10 protein-coding genes are annotated in these 13,666 nt (G+C 55.9%); 3 read left to right on the top strand and 7 right to left on the bottom strand.

Features of this window, described 5'->3' with window-relative positions:
- Positions 1 to 68: 68 nt before the first annotated feature.
- Genes QMG93_RS10905 through QMG93_RS10925 form a run of 5 tightly spaced genes read right to left on the bottom strand, consistent with a single transcriptional unit; the run spans position 69 to position 4,899 of the window.
- Positions 69 to 1,256 (bottom strand): acetyl-CoA C-acetyltransferase, encoded by a 1,188-nt coding sequence (locus QMG93_RS10905; RefSeq protein ID WP_281936238.1) that lies wholly within the window; start codon positions 1,254 to 1,256, stop codon positions 69 to 71.
- A gap of 40 nt (positions 1,257 to 1,296) precedes the next feature.
- Complete coding sequence (locus tag QMG93_RS10910) at positions 1,297 to 1,956, bottom strand: 3-oxoacid CoA-transferase subunit B (protein WP_281936240.1); 660 nt, start codon at positions 1,954 to 1,956, stop codon at positions 1,297 to 1,299.
- Positions 1,957 to 1,971: 15 nt separating this feature from the next.
- Positions 1,972 to 2,673 (bottom strand): CoA transferase subunit A, encoded by a 702-nt coding sequence (locus QMG93_RS10915; RefSeq protein ID WP_281936242.1) that lies wholly within the window; start codon positions 2,671 to 2,673, stop codon positions 1,972 to 1,974.
- A 35-nt stretch (positions 2,674 to 2,708) separates the two neighbouring features.
- On the bottom strand, positions 2,709 to 3,494 hold the full coding sequence (locus QMG93_RS10920) for a 3-hydroxybutyrate dehydrogenase (RefSeq protein WP_281936244.1): 786 nt from the start codon (positions 3,492 to 3,494) through the stop codon (positions 2,709 to 2,711).
- 25 nt (positions 3,495 to 3,519) lie between these two features.
- On the bottom strand, positions 3,520 to 4,899 hold the full coding sequence (locus QMG93_RS10925; RefSeq protein WP_281936246.1) for a GntP family permease: 1,380 nt from the start codon (positions 4,897 to 4,899) through the stop codon (positions 3,520 to 3,522).
- Between the two features lie 232 nt (positions 4,900 to 5,131).
- Between QMG93_RS10925 and QMG93_RS10930 the strand changes: the two genes are divergently transcribed.
- The gene (locus tag QMG93_RS10930) at positions 5,132 to 6,037 is read left to right on the top strand and encodes a LysR family transcriptional regulator (RefSeq protein ID WP_331488640.1); all 906 of its coding nucleotides are present in this window, start codon (positions 5,132 to 5,134) and stop codon (positions 6,035 to 6,037) included.
- A complete protein-coding gene (locus tag QMG93_RS10935) occupies positions 6,031 to 6,468 on the top strand; it encodes a DUF6843 domain-containing protein (protein WP_281936250.1) in 438 nt (145 codons plus the stop codon). Before QMG93_RS10930 ends, QMG93_RS10935 begins: the two co-directional genes overlap by 7 nt.
- A gap of 84 nt (positions 6,469 to 6,552) precedes the next feature.
- Here the strand turns inward: QMG93_RS10935 and QMG93_RS10940 are convergent, their stop codons facing one another.
- Positions 6,553 to 7,254, bottom strand: a complete 702-nt coding sequence (locus QMG93_RS10940; protein WP_281936386.1) for a MerR family DNA-binding transcriptional regulator — start codon at positions 7,252 to 7,254, stop codon at positions 6,553 to 6,555.
- Between the two features lie 152 nt (positions 7,255 to 7,406).
- Between QMG93_RS10940 and QMG93_RS10945 the strand changes: the two genes are divergently transcribed.
- A complete protein-coding gene (locus QMG93_RS10945; RefSeq protein WP_281936252.1) occupies positions 7,407 to 7,901 on the top strand; it encodes a DUF6022 family protein in 495 nt (164 codons plus the stop codon).
- A 128-nt stretch (positions 7,902 to 8,029) separates the two neighbouring features.
- Here QMG93_RS10945 and QMG93_RS10950 read toward each other — a convergent pair whose 3' ends face one another.
- The gene (locus QMG93_RS10950; RefSeq protein WP_281936253.1) at positions 8,030 to 13,462 is read right to left on the bottom strand and encodes an S-layer homology domain-containing protein; all 5,433 of its coding nucleotides are present in this window, start codon (positions 13,460 to 13,462) and stop codon (positions 8,030 to 8,032) included.
- Positions 13,463 to 13,666: the final 204 nt, after the last annotated feature.

A 13,666-nucleotide genomic window follows, 5' to 3' on the forward strand; every position in this document is an offset into this window, starting at 1 on the left:
TATCATACGAAAAAGAGGAGCCGCACCCTGCGCGCTCCTCTTTTTACGTACAAATATCCCGTTAGCCGTTACGCCTCCCGCTCCACCAGCATCGCAACCCCTTGCCCTCCGCCGATGCACAGCGCCGCGAGGCCGAGCTTCCCGTCGCGCTTGATCAGCTCATGGAGCAGCGTGACGAGCACGCGCGAGCCGCTCGCTCCGATCGGATGGCCAAGTGCGATGGCGCCGCCGTTCACGTTCAGCTTCTCCCGCGGCACGCCGAGGTCCCGTCCGACCGCAAGCGATTGGGCGGCGAACGCTTCGTTCAGCTCCAGCAGGTCGATGTCGTTCATCGACACGCCGGTTTTGCCAAGCAGCTTGCGGACCGCATCCACAGGACCGAGTCCCATAACCGAAGGGTCCAAGGCCGCATGCGCATAGCCTCTGATCCGCGCCAGCGGCTTCAGTCCGAGCTGCGCTGCCCGGGCCGCGGACATGACGACCAGCGCAGCCGCTCCGTCGTTGATGCCCGACGCGTTCCCGGCGGTCACGGTGCCGTCCTTGCGAAACGAAGGGCGAAGCTTGCCGAGCGTCTCCGCCGTCGTGCCGTAGCGCGGATGCTCGTCGGTATCGAAGACGACCGGATCGCCTTTTCGCTGCGGAATCGATACGGGGACGATCTCATCCCGAAAACGGCCCGATTGGATCGCCTGCTCCGCTTTCTGCTGGCTCCAGGCGGCAAATTCGTCCTGCTCCGCACGGGAAAGCTCATACCGGTCCGCGATATTTTCCGCCGTGATCCCCATATGGATATCACACATGGCGCACCACAGTCCGTCCCGGACCATCGAATCGACCAGCTTTCCGTCGCCCATGCGCAGTCCCGAGCGGGCGCCTTCAAGCAAGTAAGGCGCTTGGCTCATATTTTCCATGCCGCCCGCCACGACGATCTCCGCGTCGCCCAGCCGCACGCTTTGTGCTGCCAGCATGACGGCCTTGAGGCCGGAGCCGCACACCTTGTTCACCGTCACCGCAGGAACGGCATGGGAAAAGCCGCTTTTCAGCCACGCCTGGCGCGCCGGATTTTGTCCGAGCCCCGCCTGCAGCACGTTTCCCATGATCACCTCATCGACCTGCTCCTCACTGACGCCTGCCCGCTCCAACGCGTCTTTGATCACGAGACTGCCGAGCTCCGTAGCAGGAATGCCCGACAGCCCTCCTTGAAACCCGCCGATCGCCGTACGGACGGCGCTTACGATCACCGCATCGTTATTCATGAGAACCTCCTTAAAGCTTTGTTCAAACGACATTTATAATTCAAGCGCCCAATTCCTCCGCCAGCCGGGGATCGACCGTAAACGAAGCTTCCGTTTTCGCTCGAACCTCGTCCAGCCCTGCGCCGCCCAGCAATTCGACCAGCACCATCCCTTGAGCGGTAAAGTCGAAGACAGCGAGGTCGGTAATGAGTCGGTGCACGACGCCTTGGCCGGTCAGCGGGAGCGTGCATTCCTTTTTCACTTTCGCTTCCCCATGCTTGTTGACATGCTCCATAATGACGATGATCCGCTTGGCTCCGTTTACCAGATCCATCGCGCCGCCCATGCCTTTGACCATTTTGCCGGGAATCATCCAGTTGGCCAGATCGCCCCCTTCGGACACTTCCATCCCGCCCAAAATCGCCAGATCGATATGGCCGCCGCGAATCATCGCGAACGACTCTGCGCTATCGAAATACGAAGCGCCCGGGATCGCCGTGACCGTTTCTTTCCCGGCATTGATCAAGTCCGGATCTTCCTCGCCTTGCTTCGGATAAGGTCCGATCCCCAGCAGCCCATTCTCCGAGTGCAGCATGACGCTCAGCTCGGCCGGAATTTCGTCGGCGACCAGCGTCGGCATCCCGATGCCCAAATTCACATACATGCCGTCTCGAATTTCCTGAACGGCCCGTTTCACAATTTTGGTTCGGCTATCGCTCATGTGGAACCCTCCTCTTTAGACACTGCGGACCGTCAACCGCTCGATCCGTTTCTCGTAGCTTCCGCCCCGTACGACGCGCTGCACGTAAATGCCCGGCGTATGAATCTCGTCCGGGTCCAGCTCCCCGACGCCGACGATCTCTTCCGCTTCCGCAATCGTAATTTTGCCGGCCGTGGCCGCCATCGGATTGAAGTTGCGCGACGTCTTGCGGAAGACGAGATTCCCCATCGGATCGGCCTTCCAAGCCTTGACCAAGGCAAAATCCCCGATAATCGCCCGCTCCAGCAGGTACGTCCGCCCGTCGAACGTCTTGTGCTCCTTGCCTTCCGCAACCGGAGTCCCGACGCCGGTCGCTGTGTAAAAGCCGGGAATCCCCGCGCCGCCTGCCCGAATCCGTTCCGCGAGCGAGCCCTGCGGCACCAGTTCGACCTCCAACTCGCCGCTCAAGAACTGCTTCTCGAACGTTTTGTTCTCCCCCACGTAGGAAGACACCATTTTCTTGATTTGCCGGTTGGCGAGCAGCAGCCCCAATCCCCAGTCGTCGACGCCGCAGTTGTTGCTGACGACGGTCAAATCCTTCGTCCCTTGCTCCTTCAATGCCGCGATCAGATGCTCCGGAATGCCGCACAGCCCGAAGCCGCCGACGATCAGCACGGCTCCGTCCTGAATATCCCGTACGGCTTCCGCCATGGAGCCCATCACTTTACTTGTGCCCATGTCCTCTCCTCCTCTAAAATCTGGTAGATTATGGTTTATTGTGCGGTGTAGCCTCCGTCGATCAGCAGCGATGCCCCGGTGACGCCCTTCATTTTGTCGCTGGCGATGAGTGCAGCGAATTCGGCAATTTCTTCGACCGACAGCAGCCGCTTTTGCGGGACGAGCGGGTAAATGACCTCTTCCAGCACCCGCTCCAGCGGCACCTGACGGGTTTTCGCCAGATCGTTCAACTGGCCGCGAACGAGCGGCGTATCGACGTAGCCCGGGCACAGCGCATTGACGGTAATGCCGTGCGCCGCCCCTTCCAGGGCCGCGACCTTCGTGAGGCCGATCAGCCCGTGCTTGGCGCTGTTATAGGCGGCTTTGCCTGCGAAGCCGATCACCCCGTTGATGGATGCCATGTTGATGACGCGGCCCCAGCCCTGCTCTTTCATGATCGGGAACACGTGCTTGATCCCGATAAAAGCGCCGGTCAGCATCACCCTCAGCATGAAGTCGAACTTCTCCACCGGAAAATCCTCGATCGGCGCGACATGCTGCAGGCCCGCATTGTTGACCAGAATATCCAGTCTCCCGTAAGTGCCGCGGGCCGCTTCGACTGCAGCCGCAAAATCGCTCTCCCGCGTCACGTCGAGGCTCACACCCATCGCTTCGTGGCCCGCGCTCCGCAGCTCCTCCGCCGCGCTCTCCGCTTTGTCCCCGTGCATGTCGGAGACGACCACGCAGGCCCCTTCCTTCGCAAAGGTGCGGGCCATTTCCAGACCGATGCCGCTGGCGGCCCCCGTAATTAACGCGACTTTATTCGTTAAGAAATTTCCCATAGTCCATCCCTCCGCTGGGTATGTATTAAATGAACGAGAAGATCACGGCCAAAATGAGCACGGTTAACGTCTTCAGCACGGTAACCGCAAAAATATCCTTGTACGATTGGCGATGCGTTAGGCCCGTAATCGCCAGCAGCGTGATGACCGCGCCGTTGTGAGGCAGCGTATCCATGCCCCCCGAGGCCATCGAAGCGATCCGGTGCAGCAGCTCCGGGCTGATGCCCGCCGCTTGAGCCGCGGCCATGTACGTTTTGCCCATCACTTCAAGCGCGATGGATAACCCGCCGGAAGCCGAGCCGGTTACGCCCGCGAGGATATTCACCGACACCGCTTCGGAGATGAGCGGCTGCGAGCTCAGCCCCATAATCCAGTTCTGAATCAATTTAAAACCGGGCAGCGTCTTGACCACGTTCCCGAAGCCGACCTCCGAGGCGGTGTTGAAAATCGCCAGCAGCGAGCCCATCGCCGCCGCCGTCAGTCCGGCCGCCAGCTTGCTCTGCACCTGGCGAATATTAATGCACAGGGCGCTGACGATACCGATGCATAGCGCAATAATGAGCGCCCAAGATGATGCAACCGTTTTCACGTTGGCGATATTAAACGTTTTCAGCAGCTCCGCATTATACCAGGTCGTTACGTCCAAAAAGCCGCGGCTGAGCAAAAAGTTGAAGACGAGCACAAGAAGCAGCGGCAGCACGGAGATCCACAGGCTCGGATACGTCTGGTTTTCCAGCAGCTCCGGCTCGTTCTTATGATCCGTTCCATACCCTTCTCCTGCGGCTTCGGCCTGCTTGCGCCGGCGTTCCAACCACCAGAGCCCTCCGAAAAATACCATCAGACTGCCTATGATCCCGACAACCGGCGCGGCATAAGCGTCCGTCCCGAAATAGCTGGTCGGAATAATATTTTGAATCTGCGGCGTGCCCGGCAACGCGTCCATCGTAAACGTAAACGCGCCAAGCGCGATCGTCCCCGGAATTAACCGTTTCGGCACGTTCGCTTCCCGGAAAATCGCCACGGCAAACGGATACACCGCAAACGCGACCACGAACAACGATACGCCGCCGTACGTCAGCACCGCACAGGCCAGGATAACGGACAGAATCGCCCGCTTCGAGCCGAGCGCCCGCACGATGGACTGCGCAATGGAAGCCGCCGCCCCGTTCATTTCCATCACTTTACCGAAAATAGCCCCCAGCAGGAATATGGGGAAAAAGTTTTTTACATAGTTGGCCGCGTTCGTCATATACGTTTCCGTATAGCTGGGCATGAGCGCATTGCCCGAGATGACGACGGCCAGCAAGGTGAAAATCGGAGCAAATACAATGACCGGATAGCCCCGGTAAGCAAAAAACATGAGCAATCCCAAAGCGAACACAATGGCCAGAACTTCGATGATCATCTCGCGCTTGTCCTCTTTTCTCTCTAAGATGAATACATTGCAAACCCTTCCAAAAATAGCGATTACAAATCTTGGTCCACCGGGTTGTCGAAGCTGTGTTGTTCTGGAAATGTTGCATCCCGAAATTGGAAGTTCCCGCGGCTCTTCCAGTTTACAATGAGGAACGTCACGAGGTAAAATTCATACATCGAATAACAACGATGCCAAAAAATTATAGGTGGGGATGAGTTTTTTGGATTTGCGAAATTTGACTTATCTTCTTGAGGTCGCCAAGCTGCAAAATTTCACCAAAGCCGCGGAAGCGCTCCATATGACGCAGCCGACGTTAAGCAAGCTGGTCCGGAGCATGGAAGAAGAGCTGGGCGTTACGTTGTTCGACCGTTCGGGCAAGCAGGTCAAGTTAACCGACGCGGGCAGTGCGGCGATCCAGCAAATCCATCACATCCTGCAAGCGGTGAATGACCTGTATATTACGCTCGACGACGTCTCCCAGCTGAAGACCGGAACGCTTACGATCGGCCTGCCTCCCGTGATCAGCTCCGTTTTTTTCCCGCGCGTCATCGCGCCGTTTCAGAAGCTGTACCCCCGTCTCCAATTCGAGATGGTCGAAGAAGGCGCCAAAAACGTCGAGCAGCGCGTCCTGAACGGATCGATCGATCTGGGCGTCGTCATCTCTCCCGACGAGGAGGCCGGCTTCGGGACGATGCCTTTTATCCGGCAGCAGTTGGCGCTGGTGCTTCACCGGTCGCATCCGCTGGCGGAGCAACCCCTCGTGAAGCTGGCCGACCTGAGCCGGGAGCCGTTCCTCATGTTCGCCAAAGGCTTCGGTGTCCGCCATCACGTGCTCGAAGCGTGCCACCAGGCCGGCTTTCATCCGCTCATCGCGCACGAAAGCTCCCAATGGGATTTGCTTGTGGAGATGGTCGCCGCCGAACTGGGCGTCGCCCTGCTGCCTGAAGCGATCTGCTCCAAGGTCGTGAACCCGGACGTCCGGGTTCTGCCGATGACGAATCCGGCGATTCCATGGAATCTCGTCGTCATTTGGAACAAGGAGCGCTACGTTTCCTACGCGATGCGCGAATTCCTCCGGTTCGTCGAGCAAACCTCCGGCACGGCTGGCGGTGAGCCCGTTTGTTGAAAAAATTATATGTGGTCTATCTTGTCGTCTTTTTTGCAATCTCCATCGGTGCAATTGTTATCGGGAGTTACGGGATTAACGATCAGGAAAGCCATAGTTATGTATTGCCGGACGGCTATACGGGATGGGTCGAAATCAGATACGAGCAGAAAGACAGTCCACCGCTAATTCGCGAGGGGAAGGAGTATGTCCATCTCATTCCTCGCACGGGGATTTTGAATACGTCGGATTCGCCAACATCGGGAGAAATGAAATTTTATTATCTTGACGAACAAGGGAACCGTAAAAAAATTGAACTTGACATGATCCGCACCCAAGGGATGAGTACGAAGGACGTTCTTGCCTCAAACGGAACCAAGGAAGAACTCTCAGTCAACGTTTTTTTCGTCGGTACGGAACAGCAATGGAATGAGGAGAGAAGCCGCAATTGAAGCGTGCTTTCTATCTATAAAACAAATCATGGGGCCGCCGCGGACGTAATCGGGTGGCCCCATGAACGTATGATTCCGTCCGAGTCAGATCGGTGCTTTTGCCAATTGAATTAATTTGTATAAACAAGATATCCCGTGCATTTGGGACTCGATCCTCTTATCTTGGTAGATGCGGATTTTCTCGGCTATCTTCATGAGCATCTGCAGATCCGTATGTTCGGCAGTGGCGATTGATTGTTTAAATGTTACGGTTTCCTCTGAATAAACGGAGTTTTGAAGCATTTGGATCAACCTGATTTTTAGCAGATGAGCTCCATCGTAACAACGATAACGGTTTTCAGGGTCTCGGTTCACTATTACATAACCTGCTTGCTCCCAGTAGCGAATCGTTGATTTAGGTACATGGGTCAGCTCGGATACTTCATGGATGGTGAAGCGTTCTTTTTTATATGGAGATGTATTTTCGTTCACTTGTCGTCGAATATCCTCGATCAACTTCTCTAACTTCTCTTTGTCCTCGTATAAAGCGACTTCCTTTTCCCTAATGACCCACAGAGCATCATGCGTCTTGTCCAGCCGCAGATAATGAAGCACTTCGGTTGTCACTTCCATCCCGAAAGCCGGAGCGATGGCTTGAATACATGCCAGGTATGCTGCGTGCAGGTCCGTATAAATACGATAGCCATTGACGGATCGTTCTGCTGGAGGAATGAGGCCTTTGGCCTCGTAATTCCGTAAGGTGCTGGCGCTAATCGTGTATGTGGCCGCCAGTTTCTTTGGACGCATGGTCAACTCGCGATCTCTCCCCTAATAAGATCAGGATTAAAGTTACTTGTAAGATTTTCTGGAATTACATTTGATTTTCCTTCTCATTTTGCGGTAAACCTTTCAATTGGCTTGTATGTTATAGAATGAAAGTAGATTTGAGAAAGAGGTGTATGATGATGAGTAAACAATTTCCAACCTACCATTGTGACATGACGATCGAAGAAATCGGTGCGGAAGGTAACCGATACATTGCATCTGAATGGAGGGCCTTGTACGAGTCGATGTATGTACAATTGACTGCTGCTTTTCTTGAAATCGAGGATGCAGCGTACGGTCTTTTCTTGGATCAATTGATGCCGGTTGTATTTGAGAGGATGGAAGAGGCTGGATTGGAGGTATCGGAGACCCTTGAAGAGGACGATTTTGTCATCGGCAAAAGCTTGATTTTTCGAAACTCACTTGAAAAATGGGGACCGGAAGACAACAGATCGCGTGTATTCTGGAACGTCGTCCGAAATAAGCAAGGTCATCCGATTGGAGCTTTACTGACAGATATTCCTCACTCTCATTTGAAGTTTGATATCCCTTCAGCACCGGTGTTTTACACGATACGGGAAAGCATCAAGGAGCAGATCGTTCAAGGGATTCGGCAACTTAAGGAGTAGTGGGAGAAAACAAGTTTGAAGATCAACGAAATTAAACAGAGAACGATAGTTTAACAATAAGGGGTTTCACATATTAGAAATGTCTAGTATGCGAAACCCCTTATTAATATAGTTTTTAACAGGATGAATTACAGCTTTTTGAAGATCCGGTACAGAATAACGGCCGTCTCGGCTCTTGTCGCCTGTCCCTTCGGATTCAGTCCGCTGCCGTTGCCTTCGACGATTCCGGCTTTGACCATAGCGGCCACGCTGTTCGTTGCGTACAAAGCGACGGCGGCTTTGTCGCTATAGGAAGCCAGATCTGCCGCAGCTCCCCGAATTTCGAGCTTTTTGGATACGTCCAGCGCTCTTGCCGTAAGCACCATCAAATCTTGTCTCGATATTTTTTCTTTCGGGTTGAATTTATTGTCTCCCACTCCGTCGGTAATGCCCAGCTTCTTCGCAATGCCAATGGCCTGATAATAATAATCGCTAGGATTTACATCGCTGAAGTTGGAATCGGAGTCGCCTTTCAAGCCAAGAGCGCGCACCAGTAAGGTGATAAAATCGGCTCTTGTTATGTTTTGGCCCGGCTCAAACGTCGTGTCGGAGGTGCCTTGAATAATTCCTTTGGAAGCCAGCACGGCAATCGCTTCGCTGGCCCACGAGTAGCTCTCCGTCACGTCGCGGAACGGATTTGCTACCGGTGCAGGCGTCGGAGCCGTTGGCGTTTCCTTGCCCGGCTTCGGAGATGCCGGCTGCTCCGGCTTCGGTTGCTCCGGTTTAGCCGGAGTTCCCGGATTGGCCCCGGTGCCGTTTCCGTTGCTGCTGCTACCGCTGCTGTCTTCGCTGCTCGAAGACGAGCTTTCCGTCCGCACGGTGACGTTCGGACCGGCCGTCCAGTTCCCCGCGGCATCCACCGCCTCGACTTGGAACGTATAGCGGGTGTCGCTGCTCAGACCCGTCACGCGGTACGACAGCTTGTCGCCAGACAGCCTGACCAGCTCTTGATCCCCGTTCTTGATCCGGTAGCCGGTTACCGCCACATTGTCCGTCGCGGCGCTCCAGCTCAACGTTACCGCCGTTTCCGTCACGTCCGACACCTTCAACGCGCTTCCCTCCGGCCATACCGGAGCGGTTTTGTCCGTGCCGTCCGTCGGCGCAGAGCCTGTCGTGAAGCCCCAGATGTCCGACAGCGATTGCCCGCTGTTGTTGTCCGCTGCCCGCACGTACCATTGGTAGTAGCTTTGCGGCTGCAAACCGCTCCAAACGACGGACGCCTCCTGGCCTGCGGCCACCTGAGCCGCCTGACCGATAGCTTGGTCCGTATACACGCTGATGCTCATGTAGTCCGTCGCCACGCGCTTCTGCATCGGCGTCAGGTTCACGTCCAGCTCAAACTCGTCCTTGCCCGGATACTCCTTCGGATCGTAGTAGTTGTATTCGTCCAAAAACGGCGAATACGTTTTAACGTAAATTTTGTTCTTGTTCACATCGAATTGCAGCAGGCGGATGTAGCCGAGCCCGCCTTTTTCGGCACCTTGATAATCCGCAAGCATTTGGTACACGGTGCGGTCCGGTTTGCCGTCGCCGTCGTCGTCGATCGGATCGATCTTCGTTTCCGCATCGTGGTAGTGGCCGCTCAAGACGGCAATAACGTTTTTGTTCGGCTTCACGACCTGCTCGTAAATTTTATCCGCAATCGGGGCCCGGTTGCCGGAAACGAGCAAAAATTCATGGAAGTTCAAAATCGCCCTGCGGTCCGGGTACTGCTTCAGCACCTCGTCCATCCACTGAATTTCGGCATCGCCGATGTTCCAGCCCATGTAGACGAAAATAAAATCGTTACCGCCCGCGGAAACCAAGTCGTAATGCCCGCGATTGTTCTGATAAGACCCGCCGAAGGTCGGCTGCTTCTTGAAGCGGTTCTCGCCAAAATATTTCCAGTACTGCGTATAGTCCGACAGCTGATGGGACACGTCATGATTGCCCGCAAGCACGCCGTAAGGAACTTTCGCGTCCTCCAACACCTTCATATTACGGTCCGCTTCGATCCACTGATACTCTTTGTCCGCTTCATCCACAATATCGCCGGTATGGACGACGTATTTGATTTTCATCGCGTCCTGATTCTCGGCAATCCACTGCACGTTGCGCCGGTAAATTTCCGGGTAGCTTTCCGAGTAATACTGCGTATCGGACATCCACAAGAACGAAAAATCGTACGGCTGCTGCGACACCGGAAGCTCGTCCTGCACGATTAACTGGATCGTGCCGTTCGTATTGTACTCTCCGGCAGCCACTTTAGCAGTTAATGCAAAATCGTCCGCTCCCGCCACCTTGCTGTCGAGCATCGTCCACTGCTGCGCCTGCGGGCTCCAGCCGTACAGGCTGACCTTGCGGCCTTCGAGCGACTTGCCCTTCCACTCCACCTTCACGCGGTCCGTCGCTTGAACGGTCGGGTCCAGCTTCGCTTCGAAACGGTGGTACGGGAATTGACCGACCGAGTCGTCGATCAGATAGTCGCCGTCCGCCGCGCTGATTTTCCGGTAGTCTTCCTCGGTGAACGCCTTCTCCCCGGCCAGCTCCAGCTGCTTCGGCGGCTCGATATCCGCCGCGCCCCGCTTGGCGGTCAAACCGGCCCGATGGCTGCCGCCATAGTGGAACCCGCGATAGAACGCCACGTTCATCGCGTCGTTGTTCGGGTCCTCGACCTTCACCTTCAGCACGGCGTTCGGATCGACACCGGTCTGCCCGTCGACAGGCGCCACAGCCGTCGGTTTGTGCGGATCTTCCTCCGGCACCTCGAAGCTGACCGTGCTCTCCGCCTTGTTGCCCACGTTGTCCGCTGCCCGGATCACGAGCGTATGCGTCCCCTTGCCAAGCTGGGAAGAGGTCGTCGCATACGGCAGCGTTACCGGTTTTCCGTTCAAAACTGCCTCGACGGCTTTCAGGCCCGTCATCGCATCCGTTACCTTCGCATCAAGCGTGATCGCTCCCCGGTACACCTTGCCGCTTTCGACCGAAGGCTCGATGACCGGAGCGGTGTTGTCGACCGTCACGTTCGCCGTCACCGTACCGTACACCGCGCTGGTGGCCGTCACTTGGTGGACGCCGTCGCTCAGCTGCTTCGTATCCCAAGCGTACGCTTTGGCCTTCAATTGATTGGCATCCAGATTGAATTGGAAATCGAGCGCCTCGAAACGGCCTTCGCTGTCGCCCATCTTGATCTCTTTTTCCTTATTGGCATACTTGGGATCATACAGGGCCGTTCCGTCGGCGAGCACCAGCCGCACGTTTTTCACATTGAAATCGTCCTTGTTCTCCTCCGGACGATCGTCGAACGGAGAAGACTTCGAGCCCGCCCGGATCGAAAATACGTTGCTGCCTACCCGCAGTCGGTCTGCGCCGATCGGCACCGAAAGGGTCTGGTACGTCGGGATCGGATCTTGGAACGTATAAATAATTTCTTTGCCAATGGTTACGGCATTTTTGAAATAATAATCGACCGAGGCCGCCTCGAAAGCAAAATAGGCATCGCTCTCCATGGCAGCATACGTCTGGGAAGACAGGTCCTGACCGTCGATGGCCAGCTTCACCGCATCCGGGCCGGATTGCCCTGCAGCCGCCTTGACGATACGCTGGCCGGATACGAGCTCCCCGTCCTTCAGGTTCAGCCGGAGGCCGTCTTTATTCATTCCCCCGGTCACGTTCGAACGGTATACGGGAGACGTCGTCTCATTCGTTCCGTCGGACACCTTGAAATAATACTCGATGTACGTTTTGCCGATCAGGTCGGGCGAATACACCGTATAATGATACTTTTTATCGTTGTAGTTCTGGTACAGGTACCGTTTCGTGTACTCCGCCTGATTGTCGGAGCGGAAATACAGCGCCGTCGTCAGCACCTGACGGTCATCCATGGCATCGGCGACCAGCTCCAGGTTGCTCCACTGCTCCACTTGCGACGTCTGGGTCAGGTTCGCCACCGTCGGAGCCGACGTATCCGGGGTAACGGTAAGCGATTGCGCCGGCACTTGCCACGGCTCCAGGCTTCCCGGACTGGCCGGCTTCAATCCGGCGCTCGCCTTGATCATCATGCCCGTGCCGTCCATCGGATACTTGTAAACGATGCCGTAATTTTCTTTCGTTTCGTTCGGCAGCGAGCCGTCATAATACGCAACGGACACGTCGACGTGCGTATTCGTTCCAATGGAAACGCCCCGCTTGGAGCCATTGGCCATCCCGTCGCTGTATACTTTGACGATGTCCGTATTTTCCACCAGATTCGTCTGGTAGGCCGCGTTAAAATCCGCTACGGTTTTGGCCGTATTTTGGCTGTTGATGACCCAGAACACGAACGGCTTCTTCGGTGGAAGAATCAAGTCTTCCCGGTCCGTCGGCCAGATGACGTCGTCCTCCGGCCCCGAATCGGTATACCGGTAGAACAGCTTGTAGTCCTTGAAGTTAATCGGCTTGTCCGTATTGTTGTAAATCTCGATAAATTCGTAGCCGTCCGCTCCTCCGACATTCGTGCTGTTCGGCAGCAATTCGGTCACGAGAATCGGTGGCAGCTTCGAATAATCGAAGTCGGGCAGCTTCACCGTTACCGTATACGTCTCCGAGGTCACCGTCCGGCTGCCGTCCTTCGCCTGAATGAAATACTGCAGCACGGATTCGGCCAGCGACTCTCGCGGAATTTTCGCCGTATAGCCGCCGCCCGGAGCAGCAGACATCGGCAGCGACGTGAACGCCGACTGCGACCCGGTTTTATAATAGACCGCAGCCGTTACCGTCTGCTGATTCCCGGTAAACACGGCCGAAATCGGCAAATCGTCCGCATTCGACGCTTCCGCAGGAGGCGTATGGCTGATTTGCAGGTTCGATCCCGACGGCACGTCGTCCGGCGTCAGCGCCGGTACCTGGAAAGTCTCGACCCGGCCCGGCGACGCCGCCGTCGTTCCCGCGCTGCTCATCGTCATGTTGACGCTGCCGTCCGTCGGATACTGATACACGATGCCCATGTCCTGAACCGTCTGGGCGTCGTTCTGATACGAAGCCGAAGAGATGACGCTGCCGCTCTTATCCTTCACCAGCAGGCTCCGTGGCGCGCTGTTCGACATGCCTCCGCCACCATTCACACGGAACAAATTGACGTTTTCCTGCAGCGACGTGCCGTAATTCGCATTGAAGGCCGCCGTCGGTTCATTCGTATTGTCAGCGTTCATGACCCACAGCACGATCGTCTGCTGAGGCGGAATCGCCATATCGTTGTTATAGACCGCCGACCACACCGTCTCGCTCGATCCGGCAAGATAGGCCAGCGTATAGTCCTTGAAGTTGACCGTCTGCTTCGAATTGTTGTATACCTCGATGAACTCGTACGCATCGACAGCTTTTCCCGCCACATTCGAGCTGTCGGGGACAAGCTCCGTAATAAGCAGCTTCGGCACTTTGCCATAATCCGGCGTACCGGCCGCCTCCGCTGCCGGCGTTCCCCATCCGCCCGAAGGCAGCAGTCCAAGCAGCAGACCGCCCACCGTCAGCGCCGAAACCCATGATTTCCACTTCCTGTTAAACACGCTTTGCACACTCCCGTCTGGTCTTGTAGGTGGATCTATCTTCCACACCGAACTATACCCGGGAGCCTCCCGGCTGCCTATACACATCTTCTTTGATCCTTTGCACCGCTTGGCATCCTCCCGTTAAGCTTTTGTGAAGCGCCAAATCGTTAAAAAAGCGCAGGATCCAAAAAAGTGCCCATACCTTTGGAAGCCGGTCTTGCG

The organism is Paenibacillus tyrphae (assembly GCF_027925525.1).
Classification (GTDB): Bacteria; Bacillota; Bacilli; order Paenibacillales; family NBRC-103111; genus Paenibacillus_G; species Paenibacillus_G tyrfis_B.

Bases quoted from the DNA above. Each gene is read 5' to 3' on its own strand.
- QMG93_RS10905 (WP_281936238.1), bottom strand. From the start codon at position 1,256: ATGAATAACGATGCGGTGATCGTAAGCGCCGTCCGTACGGCGATCGGC.
- QMG93_RS10910 (WP_281936240.1), bottom strand. From the start codon at position 1,956: ATGAGCGATAGCCGAACCAAAATTGTGAAACGGGCCGTTCAGGAAATT.
- QMG93_RS10915 (WP_281936242.1), bottom strand. From the start codon at position 2,673: ATGGGCACAAGTAAAGTGATGGGCTCCATGGCGGAAGCCGTACGGGAT.
- QMG93_RS10920 (WP_281936244.1), bottom strand. From the start codon at position 3,494: ATGGGAAATTTCTTAACGAATAAAGTCGCGTTAATTACGGGGGCCGCC.
- QMG93_RS10925 (WP_281936246.1), bottom strand. From the start codon at position 4,899: ATGATCATCGAAGTTCTGGCCATTGTGTTCGCTTTGGGATTGCTCATG.
- QMG93_RS10940 (WP_281936386.1), bottom strand. From the start codon at position 7,254: ATGCGTCCAAAGAAACTGGCGGCCACATACACGATTAGCGCCAGCACC.
- QMG93_RS10945 (WP_281936252.1), top strand. From the start codon at position 7,407: ATGATGATGAGTAAACAATTTCCAACCTACCATTGTGACATGACGATC.